Raw genomic sequence first — 19561 nt, forward strand, 5'->3', positions numbered from 1 at the left:
AACAATTGCTCTATCAGGCATTATGACACATTTGTGACAGCCTGTGATCGTTAAAAGGTTTTGAGCCATGATGAGCATTTTCCGTAAATTGATGCCGAGGGAAGACGGGTTCCTCGAAATGTTTAGTGCGCATTCCAGAACTGTTGTTTCCGCGGCCCGCGCTTTGAACGACATGCTACTGGGCCATGACGTTGATGCCAATTGCGCGCGCATCGTCAAGCTTGAAGACGAAGCCGACGAAATTACAAGGCAGGTTCTCCTGGCTGTGCGTCGCAGTTTCATCACACCATTCGACCGTGGCGATATCAAGGATCTCATCCAGTCGATGGATGATGCGATCGATATGATGCACAAGACGGTCAAGACCATCCGGCTTTTCGAACAATCGGGTTTCGACCCACTCATGCAGCAGATGGGCGCGGAAATCGTCAAGGCCGCCGATCTCATCGCGGAGGCAATCCCTTTGCTCGACAAGGTTGGCACCAACGCCCAGAGGCTTTCTGCCATTGCTGAGGAAATCACGCGTGTCGAGGGTCGTTCCGACGAATTGTATGACCAAGGACTGAAGGATCTGTTTCAGCGCCACGGAAAAACCGGCAATGCGATGGCATTCATGATCGGCAGCGAGATCTACAGCGAACTTGAAAAGGTCGTTGATCGCTTCGAAGATGTTGCCAATGAAATCAGCGGCATCGTGATCGAGAACGTGTAATGGACGTTCAACTCGCACTTCCCCTGCTGGGTGGATTGATCGCCATCGCGCTGTTTTTCGACTTCCTGAACGGCCTGCACGATGCCGCCAATTCAATTGCAACGATTGTCTCGACACGCGTCCTGAAACCGCAATATGCGGTCGCCTGGGCCGCATTCTTCAACTTCATCGCATTCATGTTCTTCGGCCTCCATGTTGCCGAAACTTTAGGAACTGGCATCATCGACCCGTCGATTGTCTCGCCGCAGGTCATCTTTGCGGCTCTGATGGGCGCGATTATCTGGAACATCGTGACCTGGGTCTATGGCATTCCGTCCAGTTCCTCCCATGCTCTTGTCGGCGGCCTGGTGGGCGCGGGTCTGGCCAAGGTCGGATTTCAGTCGATTGTCTGGAAGGGACTGCTGAAGACCGTTGGGGCAATCTTCATGTCACCGGCGATTGGCTTCCTCTTGGCTCTTGTGCTCGTACTGATCGTGTCCTGGCTCTTCATCCGCCAGACACCCTTTGCCGTTGATCGTACCTTCCGGATCATGCAGTTCGTATCGGCCTCGCTATACTCGCTCGGTCACGGCGGCAATGACGCGCAGAAAACAATGGGTATTATTGCGGTTCTGCTCTTCAGCCAGGGCCATCTTGGAGACAAGTTCTACGTTCCCTTCTGGGTCGTGATCAGTTGTCAGGCCGCGATGGCGATCGGCACGCTGTTCGGTGGATGGCGGATCGTTCATACCATGGGATCCAAGATTACGCGGCTGAACCCGATGCAAGGATTTTGCGCGGAAACGGGCGGTGCGCTGACGCTGTTCGGTGCAACCTGGCTCGGCATCCCGGTGTCTACGACGCATACGATCACGGGCGCGATCGTTGGTGTGGGAGCCGCTCGGCGCGTCTCCGCCGTGCGTTGGGGCCTCGCCGGCAATATCGTCATTGCCTGGATCGTCACGCTGCCCGCTGCTGCCCTCATTTCAGCAGCGTTCTATCATCTGGCGAACCTGTTTTCTTAAAGTTCAGCTACCCGCGCTCGGCTTCGCCCGGTTCAAATCGGGCGACCAGCGTGTGACGCTCACCCGGATAGGTCAGCCTGACGGCCGTAACCAGACCATCAGAACCCCAGGTACGTCGGCAAATGACAAGACATGCTGTCTGTCTCGCGATTTGCAACATCTTAGCCAGTTCCGCATTGGCGGAGACGGCTTCGATTCGATGCTCGGCCGCGTTCCACGGAACTCGGCTGACCAGCCAGGGGCCAGCTGCCGATCGGGAGAAATCTTCATCGGCGGCTTCCGGAACGCAACTGAGGTTGATCAACCGGTGCTCAAGACAGAAGGGCTTGCCATCCGCCTCATGAAGGCAGGTAAGATCCAGAAGCTCTGTCGCGGGTTCGACTTCGATACGTTGACGATCCGCCTCCGTCGCCGCTCTTCTGCTGCGAGCGAGCAGACGATAGCCGTAGTGTTGTCGTAGCGATTTAACTTCGGCCTCGATGTCGTGAATCTGCAAAACAGCCGCCTGAGCCACAGGCTGCGACACGAAGCTACCGGACTTCTTTCGACGCTCGATCATTCCGGCACGCGCAAGCTGCGTCAGCACCTTGTTCGCGGTCATACGCGAGCAGCCGTACTGCTCCGCCAGATCCACCTCGAATGGCAAACGGTGGCCCGGCGGCCACTCTCCGGACAGAATGCGACGTTCGATATCGCCAAGGATACGATTGTGGAGCGTTCCGTCCTTTTCGGTTTTCATTGGCTCATCAGTTCCTGCATTGCCCGACGGAATCGATTGTCGATGCGGTCGCGATGAATATGGCGCCCCTGCTCGACCATTTTTCGACCGGCGGACCAGACACAATCCACGGTAACAGTTTCAGCAAATATCCAACTATCGAGAATTTGGTCATCTGACAAATGAGGAACAGAGGATACATCCAAAGAGATAAAGTCAGCGTCTGAGCCAGCCTGTATCGAGGCCGCTGTGTTCAATGCGCGTGCACCGCCGCGCACCGCTTCTTCAAAGAGCGCCCTGCCGGTGGAACGACCAGGATCCGTCAGCGCATTGCGGGACCGAAGCCCAAGGCGCTGGGAATATTCAAGCTGGCGAAGTTCCTGAGCGACCGAGATGAGAACGTTTGAATCCGAGCCTACCCCCCATCTGCCTCCAGCAGAACGGAAGCGGACGCCGTCGAAAATGCCGTCACCCAGATTTGCCTCGGTGATCGGGCAGAGACCGGCAATTGCGCCTCGCTTCGCCATCTCTACTGTTTCCGCCTCCAGCATATGCGTTGCGTGGATGAGGCACCAGCGCTCGTCAACCGGCACATTGTGCAGCAGCCATTCCACCGGCCTGGCACCGAGTGACACCTTGCAATCCTCAACTTCTCTCACCTGCTCCGCGACATGAATGTGGATTGGACCCTGCTTTGCAAGGGGCAAAAGAGCTGCGAGTTCATCTGGAGTTGCAGCGCGCAGACTATGGGGCGCTATGCCGAGTTGTCCGTTCGGCAGGCTTTCAATGAGCGTCCGGCACGCCTCCATCTGCCGGTTGAATGCCTCCAGATCATGAATGAAGCGGCGCTGACCTTCGCTCGGCGCTGCGCCACCGAAACCGGAATGCGCATAAAATACTGGCAGCAAGGTCAGTGATATCCCAGCATCCGCGCTTGCAGCGGCGACCCGCTCAGCCATTTCGGCTATATTCGCATAGTGCTGGCCGTCCTTGTCGTGATGCAGATAGTGAAATTCACCGACACGACTAAAGCCCGCTTCAAGCATTTCCATGTAGAGCTGCGCAGCCACCGCCTCGACCTGATCCGGGCTCATCGAGAGCGCGAACCGGTACATCAGGGTGCGCCAGCTCCAGAACGAATCGTCTCCTGGGCCCCTCACCTCTGCAAGCCCGGCCATGGCACGCTGAAACGCATGACTGTGCAGGTTTGGAACCGCAGGCAAAAGCAGAGCGCAAGCTTCCTCCCCACTTTGGGCAGGAATGCCAGAACTTACCGAGTGAACCCTGCCATCCGCCACTTCAATACGCACATCGCTGGCCCAGCCCTGGGGCAAGAGGGCCCTTTTCGCGTGAATGGCAGTGCGCATCTTCAACTCCTCCGGATCAGGTTTTTCATTTTTGTCTCTTGCGAAGAGAATTATCATGTATATACATTATAGGCAATCGGGAAGGTGGAGCCATGACGAGAAACGAGACATCAGGATCGGGGACGGATAAGAAAATCTGGGTGAATGCCCGGATCTCCACCATGGTCCCGCAGGCCGACATGATCGATGAGGGGGTCATTATCGTTCGAAATGGCATGATCGAGTATGTCGGCCCACGCGACAACGCCCCTGCATTTGACAGGACCAATGCCGTAGACTGCGGCGGTCGCTGGATCCTCCCCTCTTTCATCGATTGCCATACCCACCTTATCTATGGCGGCAACCGCGCCCTGGAATTCGAAATGCGGCTGGCGGGCGCAAGCTACGAGGACATTGCCAAGGCTGGCGGCGGGATCATTTCATCCGTTAAGGCTACCCGCGCCCTGAGCGTAGAACAGCTGGCTGATCAGGCTCTGCCGAGGCTGGATACGCTGATCGCAGAAGGCGTTTCGACCATTGAGATCAAATCCGGCTACGCACTCACGATCGAAGGCGAATTGAACATGTTGCGCGCGGCGCGACGGCTGGCGAAGCTTCGCCCGGTCCGTATTCTCACAACATGGCTTGCTGCGCACGCAACCCCACCAGAATACAAGGACCGTAAGGCAGACTACATCAAGGACGTCGTTCTGCCCGGTCTGCGGGCCGCCCATGCCGAAGGTCTTGTGGATGCAGTTGATGGCTTCTGCGAAGGCATTGCCTTCTCGCCGGATGAAATTGCGCTCGTGTTCGATGAGGCAAAGCGTCTGGGCTTAGCCGTCAAGCTGCATGCCGAGCAACTTTCCGATCTGAAGGGTGCGAGGCTGGCTGCCTCATACGGGGCGCTGTCGGCAGATCATCTGGAATATCTTGCGGATGAGGATGCTGCGGCTCTCGCCCGAGCCGGCACTGTTGCCGTCCTGCTGCCCGGAGCCTTCTACACGTTACGAGAAAAGCAGTTGCCGCCGGTCGATGCGCTGAGACAAGCAGGGGCCTCTATCGCACTGGCAACGGACAGCAACCCCGGAACTTCCCCCCTAACCTCATTGCTGATGACCATGAACATGGGCGCGACGCTTTTCGGCATGACCGTCGAGGAATGCTTGGCGGGTGTCACGCGCGAGGCAGCAAAGGCGCTTGGCCTTGCCGATAGAACCGGCACGCTGGGTGTCGGGAAGTCGGCGGATTTCACGATCTGGTCCGTCGAGCGACCGGCCGAGCTGCTCTATCGCATGGGCTTCAATCCAATTCACGCACGCATTTTCAAAGGCGAGACATTTGCTTCATCGCCGACAGGAGCATTCTGATGACGATTACACTTCACCCCGGCAATGTCAGCCTTGCGGATCTTTCGCGCATTTACTGGAATGGCGAGAGCGCAGTATTGGATCGCAGCTTCGATGCTCGTATTGCGAAGGCTGCCGCACGCATTGCGGCAATCGCGGCAGGCAATGAGCCGGTCTACGGGATCAATACCGGTTTCGGCAAACTTGCATCCATCAAGATTGACGCAGCCGATACGGCCACGCTTCAGCGCAACCTCATCCTCTCGCATTGCTGCGGCGTTGGCGCTGCCCTGCCGGAAAACATCGTCCGCCTGATCATGGCGCTGAAGCTGATTTCGTTGGGGCGCGGCGCGTCTGGCGTGCGGCTGGAACTGGTACGCCTGATTGAAGGCATGCTGGAGAAAGGTGTCACGCCGCTGATCCCGGAAAAAGGCTCCGTCGGCGCCTCCGGTGATCTCGCGCCGCTTGCCCATATGGCCGCGGTGATGATGGGCGAAGCAGAGGCCTTCTTCCAGGGTGAGCGCCTTTCCGGCGCGGAAGCACTGAAACGCGCCGGTCTGACGCCGGTCGTTCTCGCCGCCAAGGAAGGTCTGGCGTTGATCAACGGTACGCAGGCTTCGACGGCGCTGGCGCTGACCGGTCTCTTCCGTGCGCATCGCGCTGCACAGGCGGCGCTGATTACGGGCGCCCTTTCCACCGATGCAGCCATGGGTTCCTCCGCACCCTTCACGGAAGATATTCACACTCTGCGGGGCCATAAGGGGCAGATCGATACGGCGGCGGCCCTGCGCGGTCTGCTCGACGGCTCGGTTATTCGCCAGAGCCATCTGGAGGGCGATGAGCGCGTTCAGGATCCCTATTGCATTCGGTGCCAACCGCAAGTCGATGGCGCCTGCCTGGATCTTCTGCGCATGGCTGGCCGCACTCTGGAAATCGAGGCCAATGCCGTAACCGACAACCCGCTCGTGCTGTCTGACGACAGCGTCGTTTCGGGCGGCAATTTTCATGCGGAGCCGGTTGCCTTCGCAGCCGACCAGATTGCAATCGCTATCTGTGAAATAGGCGCAATTGCCCAGCGCCGCATTGCTCTGCTGGTCGATCCTGCCCTGTCTTACGGTCTTCCCGCATTCCTGGCAAAAAAGCCGGGTCTCAATTCCGGTCTTATGATCGCGGAAGTCACCTCAGCTGCGCTGATGAGCGAAAACAAGCAGATGTCTCATCCGGCATCGGTCGATTCCACCCCGACATCAGCCAATCAGGAAGATCACGTTTCCATGGCCTGCCATGGTGCGCGCCGACTGCTGCAGATGACGGACAATCTTTTCTCCATCATCGGCATTGAGGCATTGACGGCAGCCCAAGGGGTCGAGTTCCGCGCTCCGCTCATCACGAGCCCCGAGCTCGTAAAAGCAATTTCCGCCCTGCGCGCTGTCGTTCCGACGCTGGAGGAAGACCGTTATATGGCGCCGGATCTGGAGGCTGCCGGACGGCTTGTCGCCAGCGGCGCTCTGACTGCCAGCGTTTCGAACGGCCTGCTCCCCGGTCTGGAGGGATGAGATGAGCAAAGTCTTCGAAGTCAGGCAAGGTACATCGCCCGTCATTCTGGCCTTTCCTCATACGGGCACGGATGTTCCCTCGAACATCTGGGACAGATTGAATGACAACGGAAAGCTGCTGGCGGACACCGACTGGCACATTCATGAGCTCTATGCCGGACTGTTGCCCGATGCGACCACGGTGCGCGCCACCTTCCACCGCTATGTGATCGATGCCAATCGCGATCCATCGGGCCACAGCCTTTATCCGGGCCAGAACACGACGGATCTGGTGCCTAGTACGGATTTTGATGGCAAGGCGATCTGGAGGCAAGGCGAGGAACCCACAAGCACGGACATCGCCGATCGGCTGGCAGGGTTCCATGCGCCCTATCACGCAGCCCTCGCAGGAGAGATCGAGCGCGTCAAGTCGATCCACGGGGTAGCAGTCCTTTATGATTGCCACTCCATCCGCTCGCTCATCCCTTTCCTGTTCGATGGCACACTGCCCGACTTCAACATCGGCACGGATTCCGGCCGAACCTGCGATGCACGGATCGAAGCGGCCGCCAAGGATGTTGCGGCAGGCGCAGAAGGCTATACCCATGTCTTGAACGGTCGCTTCAAGGGCGGCTGGACGACGCGGCATTACGGGAAACCGGAGCACGGCGTGCACGCCATCCAGATGGAACTGGCGCAGATCACGCATCTGCAAACGGAAGCGCCACCCTTCGCCTATGATGCGCCGAAAGCAGATCGATTGCGCATCCACTTGAAAACCATTCTGACCAAAATCGAAGCCATCGCGCTCGAACTCAAGAACTGAGGGAACACGATCATGAATAACCCGCGTCATAACATTCGCGATGTGCGCGCCGCCACCGGGACAGAACTTTCCGCCAAGAGCTGGATGACGGAGGCGCCGCTACGCATGCTCATGAACAACCTGGATCCGGATGTTGCGGAGCGCCCGCATGATCTGGTCGTCTACGGCGGCATTGGCCGTGCGGCACGCACCTGGAACGATTTCGACAAGATCGTCGAGACATTGAAGACCCTGACGGAAGAAGAAACACTGATCGTTCAGTCCGGCAAGCCGGTCGGCGTATTCCGTACCCATAAGGATGCGCCTCGGGTTCTCATTGCAAACTCCAACCTCGTGCCACACTGGGCCACCTGGGACCATTTCAACGAGCTGGATAAGAAGGGTCTGGCCATGTACGGCCAGATGACCGCCGGCTCGTGGATCTACATCGGCACGCAGGGGATCGTACAGGGCACCTATGAGACCTTCGTGGAAGCCGGTCGCCAGCACTACAACGGCAACCTGAAGGGCAAGTGGATCCTCACCGGCGGCCTCGGCGGAATGGGCGGCGCACAGCCTCTCGCAGCCGTCATGGCCGGTGCCTGCTGCCTTGCGGTGGAGTGCGATGAAACCCGCATCGATTTTCGCCTGCGCACCCGCTATGTCGACGCCAAGGCGCACACGCTGGATGAAGCACTGGCCCTGATCGATCAGTGGACCAAGGCAGGCGAGGCAAAGTCCGTCGGTCTCCTCGGCAACGCCGCGGACATTTTCCCGGAACTCGTGCGCCGGGGTGTGAAGCCGGACATCGTGACCGACCAGACATCAGCGCATGACCCGATCCACGGCTATCTCCCCGCTGGCTGGACGGTTGCCGAATGGCGCGCCAAACAGGAGAGTGATCCGAAGGCCGTCGAGGCAGCCGCCCGCGCTTCGATGAAGGTGCATGTACAGGCCATGGTCGACTTCTGGAACATGGGCATCCCGACACTGGATTATGGCAACAACATCCGTCAGGTTGCGAAGGAAGAAGGTTTCGAGAACGCCTTTGCCTTCCCCGGCTTCGTTCCTGCCTATATCCGCCCGCTGTTTTGCCGCGGCATTGGCCCGTTCCGTTGGGCCGCCCTTTCCGGCGATCCGGAAGATATCTACAAGACCGATGCCAAGGTGAAGGAACTGCTTCCCGACAACAAGCATTTGCACAACTGGCTGGATATGGCGCGTGAGCGTATCGCCTTCCAGGGCCTGCCGGCGCGTATTTGCTGGGTCGGCCTTGGCGACCGCCACAAGCTGGGCCTCGCCTTCAACGAAATGGTGCGCAATGGCGAGTTGAAGGCGCCGGTCGTCATCGGTCGCGATCATCTTGATTCAGGTTCGGTTTCTTCGCCAAACCGCGAGACGGAAGCGATGAAGGACGGGTCTGACGCTGTCTCGGACTGGCCGCTGCTGAACGCTCTACTGAACTGCGCATCCGGTGCGACCTGGGTATCGCTGCATCATGGCGGCGGTGTGGGCATGGGCTTCAGCCAGCATTCCGGCATGGTCATCTGCGCTGACGGCACGGATGATGCCGCCCGCCGGCTGGAGCGGGTGCTCTGGAACGATCCGGCAACCGGCGTCATGCGTCATGCGGATGCGGGCTACGATATCGCGCTCGACTGCGCGGCTGAGAAGGGTCTGCGCCTGCCCGGCATTCTGGGCAACTGAGATGAAGATCTTCAAGGCTGCCGACTACAAGCGCATGCCCTGGAAGAATGGTGGCGGGGAGACGGCGGAAATCGCCGTCTTTCCGAAGGATGCAAGTCTGGCCGATTTTGAATGGCGTATCAGTATTGCAACGGTTGCCAGCGATGGTCCGTTTTCGTCCTTCGCCGAAATCGACCGGACACTGACCATTCTATCCGGCGAGGGCATGGAGCTTGAGATTGCCGGGGAAAGGCTGGCTCTTACTCATGCTTCCCAGCCCCACCACTTTCCGGCGGATGTTGCGACATCGGCAAGATTGCTGGGGGGAACGGTCGTCGATCTTAACGTCATGACGAGACGCTTAAGGTGTACACATCAGGTGGAACGCCTGAAGCTTCCCTTCATCGGGCGGCGCAACGAGGCGACTGTGTTCATCTTCTGCTCTTCCGGAACTGTAGTCGTCGAACTGGAGATTGGTCGCTTCGAACTGCACACTTTCGACTGCGCCGCAATTCCGCTGGAGAGCACACTCCTGTCCGTAAGCGGCTCAGGATCTGCGCTTAAGATAGAGATCCGAACCGTCTAACTGCTACGGCGGTGAAGCAGGGTAAAGCGGGTATCGATCGAAATCTGTGGTTCAGGCTCTTTGCCCGCCATGTGTTCGATGATGAGCCGCGCGGCTTCACGCCCGATCAGATCGCCTGACGGACGGATCGTCGTCAAAGGTGGATTGCATGCAGCGCTGAAGCTCAGATCGCCAAATCCGACGATAGAGAGCCGCTCCGGGACGCTGATCGAGGATCGTTCGCATTCAAACAGCGCGCCGAGCGCAACGTGATCGTTCGAGCAGGCGACACCATCCAGTTGCGGCAAAGCTTGAAGTGCTTCCGATAGAAGCATGCCGCCCACCTCGGCTGATGCGGCGGCGGGATGCTGGACGATATCAACGGTGACGCCCGCGCCTTTTGCCGCCTCGACGAAGCCATCGCAGCGCTGTTTTGCGCGTCTGTCTTCGTGAAGACGTGCACCGAGATAGGCAAGATTTCGTCGGCCCTGCTGAATCAGATGTTTTGCAGCAGCGGCGCCCACCTGATCGTGATGGAACCCGATGGCCGCATCAATCTGCTGCCCTCCCAGTTCCCAGATTTCGATCACGGGAACGCTGACCTTTTGCAGCATGCGCCGGGTCGTATCGCTGTGAGACAGTCCAGTGAGAACGATCGCCGCAGGCGCCCAGGACAGGGCTGTCTTGACCAGCTCCTCCTCTTCCCGCTCATCATACTCAGTATGACCCAGGATCAGCTGCAGCTTTTCCTTGCGCAGTGTGTTCTGCATCGCCGCGACCGTTTCGGCAAAAAAGGCGTTGCGCACCGACGGCACGATGATACTCACGGCACGCGACGATGCGGCTGCCAGTCCTCCGGCCACGAGGTTCGGAACGTAGTTCAGCTTCTCGATCGCGCGTGCTATCGTGCTGCCAGCACTGGCGGACACGGCTTCCGGGCGACGCAGATACAGGGAAACCGTCGACGGAGACACCTGCGCAAACTCTGCGACGTCCATCATGGTGACGCTCTGCATCTTGCGCCGGCGCCGCTGCGGGCGCTCCGTTTGCCCTTTGGCCTGATCCGCCATATCTCCTCCTATACAGCGCTGCGATCAAGGAAATCGCGTTTCAGCAATTCTGTAATCGCCGCTTCAAACTCGCAGCTTATTGCTTGTATTGCAACATTTTTTTCTCATGCATAGTGCGGGAGCATGCATAGTTTATCAACATCCGAAAGAAAAAGTTCGGCGGGCATTGCATTTGTCAATCGTAGCGCTATGATTGGAAAAAATTTGCAGGATGCGGCATCCGTATGATGTCGCCGGGAGGAATACATGGCGTCTGTCAGCCTTCGCAAGCTCGAAAAGAGCTACGGTGCGCTTCGCATCGTCAAGGGTATCGATCTTGAGATTCAGGATGGTGAGTTCGTTGTCTTTGTCGGACCGTCCGGCTGTGGCAAATCAACGACGCTGCGCATGGTCGCGGGCCTGGAATCGATCAGCGATGGTGAGATTCGTATCGGTGAACGGGTGGTCAACAAGCTGGCTCCCCGCGAACGCGACATAGCTATGGTTTTTCAGGACTACGCTCTTTATCCGCATAAGACGGTGCGCGAGAACATGGGCTTCAGCCTGAAGGTTCGCGGTGTCTCGATGAAGGATGCCGAAGGCCGCATCAATGAAGCGGCGGAAATGCTGGGCATTGCCCATCTGCTGGAGCGCCGTCCGGGCCAGCTTTCCGGTGGTCAGCGCCAGCGTGTGGCCATGGGTCGCGCCATCGTGCGCCGTCCACAGGTCTTCCTGTTTGACGAGCCGCTCTCAAACCTCGATGCCAAACTGCGCGGCCAGGTTCGCACCGAAATCAAGCGCCTGCACCAGCAGATCGGCACGACGATCATTTACGTTACGCATGATCAGGTCGAAGCCATGACCCTCGCCGACCGTATCGTAATCCTGAAGGGTGGCGATATCGAGCAGGTGGGTACGCCAGATGAGGTCTACAACAAGCCGCAGAGCGTTTTCGTAGGCGGTTTCGTGGGTTCGCCTGCCATGAATTTTGCAAAGGCGAAGGTTCAGAACGGTGCGTTGGCTTTCGCAAATGGTGATCGCCTTCCGCTGTCTTCGCTCGCTTCAGCAAAGCAGGGGCTTTCCGATGGACGGGATGTGATCGTCGGCATTCGTCCGGAACATTTCGTCACCCATGCCGATCCTGCAATGACGCTGGCGGCGAAGGTACAGGTCGTCGAGCCGCTCGGCTCCGATACGCTGGTGCACTTCGCTATAGGCGGAGAGATGCTGACCGCGCGCATGCCGCCAGAAATGCGCCCTGAAGTGGGCTCCGAGCTACGCCTTGGCCTTGATCCGACCAAGGTTCATCTCTTCGATGCCGTGACCGAACGCGCCATCGCTTGACACTCCTGCGGGGGAGTTTCCAGACCCGCATAGAAAAGTCGTTTGGGAGAGAGAATATGAACATCAAGCCAATCGTCGGCGCGCTTTTGTCCGCCACTGTCCTTGGTTTTTCGGCACCTGCCTTTGCTGATACCGAGCTGAAAGTCTACATTTCCAGCCAGCATCAGCCGCAGGTATGGCGCAAGGTTCTGGACCAGTTCGAAGCGGCGAACCCCGGCACGAAGGTCACGATCGAAACCGGCGGCAATACGTCCGAAGCGCAGGCGCAGTATCTGAACACGATCATGTCCGCGAAGGATTCTTCGCTCGACGTTCTGATCCTCGATGTCATTCGTCCGGCTCAGTTCGCTGCTGCGGGCTGGACCAGCCCATTCGCGGGCAAGGACATGTCCGTCTATCTGCCAGCCTATGCTGAAGCAAACACGGTAGATGGCAAGGTCGTCGCCTTGCCCGCATTTGCCGATTCCATGTTCCTCTATTACCGCAAGGATCTGCTGGAGAAGCATGGCGTACAGCCGCCCAAGACCTGGGATGAGCTGAAGGCCGCTGTAAAGAAGATCAATGGTGCGGAAAACAACCCGGATCTGCAGGGTCTTTCCTTCCAGGGCAAGGCAATCGAGGGTGCTGTCTGCACCTTCCTGTTGCCCTACTGGAGCCAGGGAAAGAACCTGGTCGACAATGGCAAGCTGACCTTCGACAAGGATGCCGCCGTAAAGTCTCTCAAGCTCTGGAAGAGCTTCGTGGATGAGGGCGTCTCCAAGAAGAACATTGCCGAAGTGGCGACGGATGATACTCGCAAGGAGTTCCAGGCGGGCAATGTGGTGTTCGCGGTCAACTGGTCCTACGCATGGGCCCAGTCGCAGAGCAAGGATTCCGCAGTGGCTGGCAAGGTCGGCGTGACCCGCCTCCCCGCAGTGACCGGCGGCGAGTCTGCGACCTGCCTCGGAGGTTGGGAATGGGGCGTTTCCGCCTATTCCAAGAACCAGGATGCCGCGAAAAAGCTGGTTGAATACCTCTCCAGCAAGGATGCTTCCAAGTACATGGCGGCAAACGGTTCGCTGCTCCCGACCTATGCTTCGCTCTACCAGGATGCAGACGTTCTGAAGGCTGCTCCGTGGTTCGCTGACGCCAAGCAGGTTGTCGAGACCGCAAAACCACGCCCGGTTACACCGCGCTACAACGAAGTGAGCGAAGTCATCCGTACGACAGTAAACGCGGTCCTGGCCGGGGTTACGACACCGGAAGATGGCGCTGCACAGATCGAAGCGCGTCTGCGCCGTATCCTTCGCTGATCCACGCATAACATCCGGAGAGGGCAGATTGCCCTGCCCTCTCCTTTGACCCTGCCACGTGATCGCATGGCTGATCCTGCAGGACGACCATTTTTTGCCGATGAAAATCGCAGGAGTTGCCACGGTGACCACTCAAACCATTGCCACGTCTGACCGGATCGAAAAGGCGCAACCCGGCTGGGTGAAGCTCTTGGACATGAGCGATCGCGCACTGGCTGTTCTGCTCCTGACACCCGCCGCGGTTCTTCTGACGCTGATCATCGTCTATCCCGTCTTGCGGCTTGGCTATACGAGCTTTTTCAGCCTCTCGCTGACATCGGGACTGCCTGCAGAATTCGTTGGCTTCGAGAACTATCAGCTGATGTTCACGGATCCGGTTTTCTGGGAAACGACCTGGAATACGGTTCTGATCACGCTGATCACCGTTCCCGGCGCGCTGATTGTCGGCATGGCTCTGGCGCTTCTCGCTAATCTGCCGTTCGGCGTTCAATGGCCGGTTCGCCTGTCCCTGCTCATTCCGTGGGCGCTGCCACTTTCCTTCGCCGGCCTGATCTTCGCCTGGTTTTTCCACTCCGAATACGGCGTGGTGAACGATGTTCTTGCCCGCTTTGGCATCGAGGGTGTGATCTGGTTCAACTCTCCGAACCTCGCCTTTGCTGCCATCTGTCTCACCATTATCTGGAAGACCTCATCCTTCATGGCGCTGATCATTCTGGCAGGCCTGCAAACCATACCGCGCTCGCTCTATGAAGCGGCAGATGTGGACGGTGCCGGACGCATCCGCCAGTTCTTCGAAATCACGCTGCCGCTGCTGAAGCCAGCGATCGTCGTCGCGCTCATCTTCCGTACGATCACAGCGCTGCAAACCTTTGATATCCCCTACATGATGACCGGCGGCGGCCCCGGCACATCTACCTCGACGCTTGCCATGTACATCCACCAGAACACGGTTTCGTTCCTCGATCTGGGTTATGGCTCAGCGCTTGCCGTCGTCATGTTCGCACTCTCCATGTGCGTTACCGCCGTCTATCTCCGCATCATCCGGACCAAGGAGTAAAACCATGAGCCAAGTTGCATCTTCCGGCTCGACATCGTTCTTCTCCGGTAAGCCGTTGCGCTTCATTGCCGCCTCGATCCTTCTCGTCAACGGCATGTTTCCAGCACTCTGGATCCTGTTCACCTCGCTGAAGACGGAGGCGGAACTGACCGTGAAGCCAATCACCTGGCTTCCACATCAGCCGACGCTTGCAAACTACATGCAAGCCTTCTCGGATCAGCCGCTGCACATCTTCCTCTTCAACAGCTTCATGGTGGCACTTCTCTCGACCTGTTTGACGCTGCTGGTATCGGTTCTCGCGGCTTATGCGCTTGCCCGCTTGAACCTGAAGTATCGCGGGCTGATCCTGTCGCTGATCATCGCGGTCTCGACATTCCCGCTCGTCACCCTGCTGGTGCCTCTTTTCGAAATCATGCGGGCCTTGAACCTGCTCAACAGCTGGATCGCGCTGATCCTGCCCTACACGGTTCTGTCGCTGCCGGTCTGCACGCTGATGCTCGTCTCATTCTTCGAAGGCATTCCGCGCGATCTGGAAAACGCTGCCATGATCGACGGCTGCACCCGCATGGGCGCGCTCTTCAAGGTGGTCGTGCCGCTTTGCGCCCCCGGTGTCTTCACGGCTGGCATTCTTGCCTTCGTCAATGCCTGGGATGAATTCCTGCTGGCCTTGTCCTTCAATTCCAATCCGGCGCTTCGTACACTGCCTGTCGGTATTCAACTTTATCAGGGTGAATTCGCCTTCCCTTGGCCGGTTATTTCGGCGGCGCTGGTGGTCGGCATCGTACCCGTGGCGATCCTCATCGTCATCTTCCAGGAACGTGTCGTTTCCGGTCTGACCGCAGGCGGCATCAAGGGATAAACAGATGACCACAAGAAAAGATTTATCCGAACTGCGCAGCCAACGCTGGTTCGCTTCCGATGATATGCGTGGTTTTGCGCACCGTCAGCGGACCCAGCAGATGGGCATGCGTCGCGAAGAGTTCATGGGCCGACCCGTTATCGGCATCATCAACACGTGGAGCGAAATGAGCCCATGCCATTCGCACCTGCGTGACCGCGCCGAAGCGGTTAAGCGCGGCGTCTGGCAGGCTGGCGGCTACCCGGTTGAAATGCCGGCACTTTCGGTGGGCGAGGTTATGGTGAAGCCCACGACCATGCTCTACCGCAATTTCCTTGCCATGGAATGCGAGGAACTGCTGCGCTCGCATCCCATCGATGGGGCTGTGCTACTCGGCGGCTGCGACAAATCCACGCCGGGTTTGCTGATGGGCGCATTCTCGATGGATATTCCGGTGATCTATTGTCCGGCTGGCCCCATGTCCAACGGCCAATGGCGCGGCATCAAGACGGGTGCAGGTACGCACACCAAGAAATACTGGGATGAACTTCGCGCAGGAAATATCACCAAGGATGACTGGGTGGATCTGGAAAGCCGGATGACCCGCTCCGCGGGCACCTGCAACACAATCGGCACGGCCTCCACCATGACATCGATTGCCGATGCCATGGGCATGACGCTTTCGGGCGCCTCCTCCATTCCCGCAACCGATAGCGGCCATCCGCGTATGGCGTCGCTTTGCGGCACGCGCATCGTGGAAATGGTCTGGGAAGATCTGAAACCGTCCGACATTCTCAACAAGGCAAGTTTCGAAAACGGTCTGGTGGCCTATATGGCGCTGGGTGGTTCGACCAATGCTGCCGTTCATCTGGTAGCCATGGCGCGGCGCGCAGGCATAGACCTGACGTTGGATGACATGTCTGCCATGGCGGCAAAGGTTCCAGTTGCGGCAAACGTCTTCCCGTCAGGTGAATATCTGATGGAAGACTTTTACTTCGCAGGCGGCCTGAATGCGCTGCTTAGAAAATTCTCTCATCACCTCGATCTTTCGCGTCCGACCGTCAACGGCAAGACGATTGGCGAAAATATCGCGAATGCAGATTGCTGGAACGACGACGTGATCCGCGACGAAAGCAATCCGGTCGTACCGCTCTCCAAGGGTAAGACACTGGAAGTGCTGCGTGGAAACCTCGCGCCCAACGGCGCGGTGATGAAATCGTCTGCCGCCAACCCGAAGTTCCTCAAGCATGTTGGCCCAGCTATCGTATTTGATGATCCGGCAACCATGAACAAGACGCTGGACCGGGATGATGTCGAGGTAACTGAAGATACCGTCATCATTCTGCGCAACGCAGGGCCTGTCGGCGCGCCCGGCATGCCGGAATGGGGCAATCTTCCAATCCCGAAAAAGCTTCTGAAACAGGGCGTGCGCGACATGGTTCGCATCTGCGACGGGCGCATGAGCGGCACGCATTATGGCACCTGCATTCTGCATGTTTCGCCGGAAGCGGCTGTTGGCGGACCTCTTGCGCTCGTCAAGACCAGCGACCTCATCGAACTGGATGTGGTGGCCGGTACGATCAACATGAAGGTGAGCGACGAAGAACTGGCGGCGCGTCGGGCCGAGTGGAAACCCACGGCCCGCATCTATGAGCGTTCGTTCGCCGCTCTTTACCAGCAACACGTCAGCCAGGCCGATCAGGGCTGCGATTTCGATTTTCTCAGCGGCCCGGCCAAGGTGCCGGATCCGGTCATTTTCTAAAGGACGAGCCTCATGAGCACGCTGAACCCATTCAAATCCTGGCTGTCCGACAAACATCGTGCAACGCCGCTCGGCACCTGGCTGATGGCAGCAGCCCCGGCGAGTGCTGAAGCGCTTGGCTATGCGGGATTTGATTTTCTCGTGGTGGACATGGAACATGTGCCGATCGAGGTGTCCGATCTCGCCCACATTCTGCGCGCTATAGGTTGCACGCCAGCCGACGCCGTTGTCCGTCTGGCCTGGAACGATCAGGTTCTCGTCAAGCGCTGTATGGACGCCGGTGCCCGCACCGTGATGCTGCCCTTCGTGCAGACGGCGGAAGAGGCGAAGGCCGCCGCGTCCTACACGCGCTACCCGCCGCACGGCATTCGTGGCGTTGCTGCCGTTCATCGCGGCTCGAAGTTCGGCACGATCCCGAACTACCTCAAAAACGCCAATGACGATGTCTGCACCATCGTTCAGTTGGAGACGCCGGAAGCCATTGAACGACTGCCGGAAATTGCTGCTGTCGAGGGCATCGATGCGTTGTTCGTCGGTCCGGGCGATCTTTCCGCTGCCATGGGCCACATCGGCAACATCGCGCATCCGGAAGTTCAGGCGCTGATCGAAAAGGCCGCCAAGGATGCGCATGCCGCTGGTAAGCCCGTCGGTATTGTCGGCCCGAACCCGGATATGGTGAAGCGCTTCATCGGCTATGGCTATGATTACGCGGCCATTGCATCCGATATCGCCATGATGACAGGCCGCGCCAATGACTGGCTGGGACAGATGAAGGGCGAAGACAAGCCTCTCGCACCTGCCCCAACGGCGGCCTATTGAGGTGGACCCCGTGACAGCCGGTTTCGACCTCGTTCTGGATGCGAAGACGTCCCTCGGTGAATGCCCGCTGTGGTCAGTCGCCGAGCAGGTGCTCTATTTCGTGGATATCAAGAAGAGCCGCATTCACTGGTTCGACCCTGCGGATAGCTCGCTTGGCACCATCGAATTGCCGGAAGAGGTTGGCTGCATCGGACTGGCTGAGGGCCGCGGCTTTGTCGCAGGCTTGCGCTCCGGCATCTGGCTGATTTCGCATGACGGTCAGCTCATCCGCAAACTGGCGGATAATCCGGAAGACCAGACGATCAGCCGCTTCAACGACGGCATGGTAGATCCAGCAGGTCGCTTCATTGCCGGTACCGTGGACGAAACGCGCGAACGTGGCATTGCCAGCCTCTATCGATACGATCAGCGTGGCCTGGAGAAACTGGCAGCCAACCTGTTTACCTCGAACGGCGTCGCATTTTCGCCGGATGGAACGCGGCTTTATCATTCCGATACGCTACGCTACTCGCTTTACACCTACGATTATGACGTGGCGACAGGCGCTGCGACCAACCGCCAGATGTTTGCCACGTTCGGCTCAGATACCGACAAGGGACGACCAGACGGTGGCGCGGTTGATGCGGAAGGGTGCTATTGGACCGCGCTGTTCGAAGGTGGGCGCGTTCAGCGATACTCTCCAAACGGAGAACTGCTCGCCGAATATCCTGTCCCGGCGAAGTGCCCGACCATGGTCACATTTGGTGGCGCCGATCTTCGTACGCTCTATTGCACCAGCGCCAGCATTGGCCGCCCCGCTGAGGAACTGGCCGAATTTCCGCTTTCCGGCGCATTGTTTGCCATGCGCACCGATGTTCCAGGGCTCGCAAAGCCCCTCTTCAATCCCGACGTTTGAGAATGCACTGACATGTCCGCATCCTACGATACCGTTCTCTATCGCTCCCTTGTAAATCGCCATGTGCTGATCACTGGCGGAGCTTCCGGCATTGGCGAGGAGATGGTGAAAGCCTACCGCGCGCAGGGCGCGCGGGTTTCGTTTATTGATATCGATGAAGCGGCGGGCAAGGCGACTGCCGAGGCGACGGGTTCCAGCTTTTACGCTTGTGATCTCACCGACATTGCGTTTCTACGGGAAACGGTGGCGCGGATCGAGAGCGACCATGGACCCGTCAACGTTCTCCTGAACAATGCAGGCAAGGACGACCGCCACGCGATGGATGAAGTTGAGCCTGAATACTGGCGTCGCGCCCTTTCACTCAACCTTGATCACCAATTCTTCATGACGCAGGCCGTGACGAAGGGCATGACTGAGAACGGCGGTGGCTCCGTCATCATGTTCGGGTCTATATCCTGGATGCGCGGGCGTCCGGGCATGATCGGCTATACCACGTCGAAAGCGGCCATCAATGGCATGACCAAGACGCTGGCGCGCGAACTCGGCCCATCCGGCATCCGCGTCAATTGCCTTGTGCCCGGCGCAATCGTAACAGAACGCCAGTTGAAGCTCTGGACCAGTCCAGAGCAGAACCAGCAGTTCATCGATCTCCAGGCATTGAAATTCCGTCTCGACGCCAGCCATGTGGCTCGCCTCGCACTATTTCTCGGCTCGGATGAAAGCAATGGCTGCACCGGCGCAAACTTCGTCATCGACGCTGGCCTGACCCAGAACTAAGGATACTTGAC

At 58.4% G+C, this 19561-nt stretch carries 18 protein-coding genes; 15 read left to right on the plus strand and 3 right to left on the minus strand.

All coding sequences use genetic code 11. The annotated features are described in order from the left end of the window. The first annotated feature begins 67 nt into the window (after positions 1-67). A complete protein-coding gene (locus G6N80_RS03345; protein ID WP_062556531.1) occupies positions 68-712 on the plus strand; it encodes a DUF47 domain-containing protein in 645 nt (214 codons plus the stop codon). Then, positions 712-1716 (plus strand): inorganic phosphate transporter, encoded by a 1005-nt coding sequence (locus G6N80_RS03350; protein WP_062556530.1) that lies wholly within the window; start codon positions 712-714, stop codon positions 1714-1716. The genes G6N80_RS03345 and G6N80_RS03350 overlap by 1 nt, the downstream gene beginning before the upstream one ends. A gap of 7 nt (positions 1717-1723) precedes the next feature. Here the strand turns inward: G6N80_RS03350 and hutC are convergent, their stop codons facing one another. Both hutC and G6N80_RS03360 read right to left on the minus strand, forming a co-directional pair. Further along, positions 1724-2455 (minus strand): histidine utilization transcriptional repressor HutC, encoded by a 732-nt coding sequence (hutC, locus tag G6N80_RS03355; RefSeq protein ID WP_165131257.1) that lies wholly within the window; start codon positions 2453-2455, stop codon positions 1724-1726. Then, a complete protein-coding gene (locus G6N80_RS03360; RefSeq protein WP_165131259.1) occupies positions 2452-3801 on the minus strand; it encodes a formimidoylglutamate deiminase in 1350 nt (449 codons plus the stop codon). Before G6N80_RS03360 ends, hutC begins: the two co-directional genes overlap by 4 nt. A gap of 92 nt (positions 3802-3893) precedes the next feature. Between G6N80_RS03360 and hutI the strand changes: the two genes are divergently transcribed. Genes hutI through G6N80_RS03385 form a run of 5 tightly spaced genes read left to right on the plus strand, consistent with a single transcriptional unit; the run spans position 3894 to position 9738 of the window. Further along, entirely contained in the window at positions 3894-5147 is a 1254-nt protein-coding gene (gene hutI, locus G6N80_RS03365; RefSeq protein WP_165131261.1) for an imidazolonepropionase, read from the plus strand. Next, positions 5147-6682 (plus strand): histidine ammonia-lyase, encoded by a 1536-nt coding sequence (gene hutH, locus G6N80_RS03370; RefSeq protein WP_165131263.1) that lies wholly within the window; start codon positions 5147-5149, stop codon positions 6680-6682. Before hutI ends, hutH begins: the two co-directional genes overlap by 1 nt. 1 nt (position 6683) lies before the next feature. Beyond that, positions 6684-7487 carry an N-formylglutamate deformylase gene (hutG, locus tag G6N80_RS03375; protein ID WP_165131265.1) on the plus strand — a complete coding sequence of 268 codons (804 nt, stop codon included), beginning with the start codon at positions 6684-6686 and terminating at the stop codon, positions 7485-7487. Positions 7488-7499: 12 nt separating this feature from the next. Beyond that, a complete protein-coding gene (gene hutU / locus G6N80_RS03380) occupies positions 7500-9173 on the plus strand; it encodes a urocanate hydratase (RefSeq protein WP_062556524.1) in 1674 nt (557 codons plus the stop codon). A 1-nt stretch (position 9174) separates the two neighbouring features. Continuing rightward, the gene (locus tag G6N80_RS03385; protein ID WP_165131267.1) at positions 9175-9738 is read left to right on the plus strand and encodes a HutD/Ves family protein; all 564 of its coding nucleotides are present in this window, start codon (positions 9175-9177) and stop codon (positions 9736-9738) included. On the opposite strand, the gene G6N80_RS03390 is transcribed toward G6N80_RS03385, so the two are convergent. Then, the gene (locus G6N80_RS03390) at positions 9735-10787 is read right to left on the minus strand and encodes a LacI family DNA-binding transcriptional regulator (RefSeq protein WP_246251393.1); all 1053 of its coding nucleotides are present in this window, start codon (positions 10785-10787) and stop codon (positions 9735-9737) included. The two genes, G6N80_RS03385 and G6N80_RS03390, sit on opposite strands and share 4 nt — an antisense overlap. 246 nt (positions 10788-11033) lie before the next feature. Between G6N80_RS03390 and G6N80_RS03395 the strand changes: the two genes are divergently transcribed. From G6N80_RS03395 to G6N80_RS03430, 8 genes are all read left to right on the plus strand, one after another. Further along, positions 11034-12110 (plus strand): ABC transporter ATP-binding protein, encoded by a 1077-nt coding sequence (locus tag G6N80_RS03395; RefSeq protein WP_062556521.1) that lies wholly within the window; start codon positions 11034-11036, stop codon positions 12108-12110. 56 nt (positions 12111-12166) lie between these two features. Next, the gene (locus tag G6N80_RS03400; protein ID WP_062556520.1) at positions 12167-13402 is read left to right on the plus strand and encodes an ABC transporter substrate-binding protein; all 1236 of its coding nucleotides are present in this window, start codon (positions 12167-12169) and stop codon (positions 13400-13402) included. Positions 13403-13598: 196 nt separating this feature from the next. Further along, entirely contained in the window at positions 13599-14459 is an 861-nt protein-coding gene (locus G6N80_RS03405) for a carbohydrate ABC transporter permease (protein ID WP_244484830.1), read from the plus strand. A gap of 4 nt (positions 14460-14463) precedes the next feature. Beyond that, a complete protein-coding gene (locus G6N80_RS03410) occupies positions 14464-15318 on the plus strand; it encodes a carbohydrate ABC transporter permease (RefSeq protein ID WP_062556519.1) in 855 nt (284 codons plus the stop codon). Between the two features lie 4 nt (positions 15319-15322). Beyond that, positions 15323-17059 carry an L-arabinonate dehydratase gene (gene araD, locus G6N80_RS03415; protein ID WP_165131269.1) on the plus strand — a complete coding sequence of 579 codons (1737 nt, stop codon included), beginning with the start codon at positions 15323-15325 and terminating at the stop codon, positions 17057-17059. 12 nt (positions 17060-17071) lie between these two features. Further along, the gene (locus tag G6N80_RS03420) at positions 17072-17878 is read left to right on the plus strand and encodes an HpcH/HpaI aldolase family protein (RefSeq protein ID WP_165131271.1); all 807 of its coding nucleotides are present in this window, start codon (positions 17072-17074) and stop codon (positions 17876-17878) included. 10 nt (positions 17879-17888) lie between these two features. Further along, positions 17889-18773 (plus strand): SMP-30/gluconolactonase/LRE family protein, encoded by an 885-nt coding sequence (locus tag G6N80_RS03425; protein ID WP_062556516.1) that lies wholly within the window; start codon positions 17889-17891, stop codon positions 18771-18773. A gap of 12 nt (positions 18774-18785) precedes the next feature. Next, the gene (locus G6N80_RS03430) at positions 18786-19550 is read left to right on the plus strand and encodes an SDR family NAD(P)-dependent oxidoreductase (RefSeq protein ID WP_165131273.1); all 765 of its coding nucleotides are present in this window, start codon (positions 18786-18788) and stop codon (positions 19548-19550) included. Positions 19551-19561: the final 11 nt, after the last annotated feature.

The sequence above is a fragment of the Rhizobium rhizoryzae genome, assembly GCF_011046895.1.
In the GTDB taxonomy this organism is placed as follows: Bacteria; Pseudomonadota; Alphaproteobacteria; order Rhizobiales; family Rhizobiaceae; genus Neorhizobium; species Neorhizobium rhizoryzae.

What these genes read in the sequence shown, in the direction of transcription:
- G6N80_RS03345 (WP_062556531.1), top strand. Translation starts at nt 68, where the DNA reads ATGATGAGCATTTTCCGTAAATTGATGCCGAGGGAAGACGGGTTCCTC.
- hutH (WP_165131263.1), top strand. Translation starts at nt 5,147, where the DNA reads ATGACGATTACACTTCACCCCGGCAATGTCAGCCTTGCGGATCTTTCG.
- G6N80_RS03390 (WP_246251393.1), bottom strand. Translation starts at nt 10,787, where the DNA reads ATGGCGGATCAGGCCAAAGGGCAAACGGAGCGCCCGCAGCGGCGCCGG.
- G6N80_RS03430 (WP_165131273.1), top strand. Translation starts at nt 18,786, where the DNA reads ATGTCCGCATCCTACGATACCGTTCTCTATCGCTCCCTTGTAAATCGC.
- hutI (WP_165131261.1), top strand. Translation starts at nt 3,894, where the DNA reads ATGACGAGAAACGAGACATCAGGATCGGGGACGGATAAGAAAATCTGG.
- G6N80_RS03350 (WP_062556530.1), top strand. Translation starts at nt 712, where the DNA reads ATGGACGTTCAACTCGCACTTCCCCTGCTGGGTGGATTGATCGCCATC.
- G6N80_RS03405 (WP_244484830.1), top strand. Translation starts at nt 13,599, where the DNA reads ATGAGCGATCGCGCACTGGCTGTTCTGCTCCTGACACCCGCCGCGGTT.
- G6N80_RS03395 (WP_062556521.1), top strand. Translation starts at nt 11,034, where the DNA reads ATGGCGTCTGTCAGCCTTCGCAAGCTCGAAAAGAGCTACGGTGCGCTT.
- araD (WP_165131269.1), top strand. Translation starts at nt 15,323, where the DNA reads ATGACCACAAGAAAAGATTTATCCGAACTGCGCAGCCAACGCTGGTTC.
- hutU (WP_062556524.1), top strand. Translation starts at nt 7,500, where the DNA reads ATGAATAACCCGCGTCATAACATTCGCGATGTGCGCGCCGCCACCGGG.
- G6N80_RS03400 (WP_062556520.1), top strand. Translation starts at nt 12,167, where the DNA reads ATGAACATCAAGCCAATCGTCGGCGCGCTTTTGTCCGCCACTGTCCTT.
- G6N80_RS03420 (WP_165131271.1), top strand. Translation starts at nt 17,072, where the DNA reads ATGAGCACGCTGAACCCATTCAAATCCTGGCTGTCCGACAAACATCGT.
- hutC (WP_165131257.1), bottom strand. Translation starts at nt 2,455, where the DNA reads ATGAAAACCGAAAAGGACGGAACGCTCCACAATCGTATCCTTGGCGAT.
- hutG (WP_165131265.1), top strand. Translation starts at nt 6,684, where the DNA reads ATGAGCAAAGTCTTCGAAGTCAGGCAAGGTACATCGCCCGTCATTCTG.
- G6N80_RS03385 (WP_165131267.1), top strand. Translation starts at nt 9,175, where the DNA reads ATGAAGATCTTCAAGGCTGCCGACTACAAGCGCATGCCCTGGAAGAAT.
- G6N80_RS03360 (WP_165131259.1), bottom strand. Translation starts at nt 3,801, where the DNA reads ATGCGCACTGCCATTCACGCGAAAAGGGCCCTCTTGCCCCAGGGCTGG.
- G6N80_RS03410 (WP_062556519.1), top strand. Translation starts at nt 14,464, where the DNA reads ATGAGCCAAGTTGCATCTTCCGGCTCGACATCGTTCTTCTCCGGTAAG.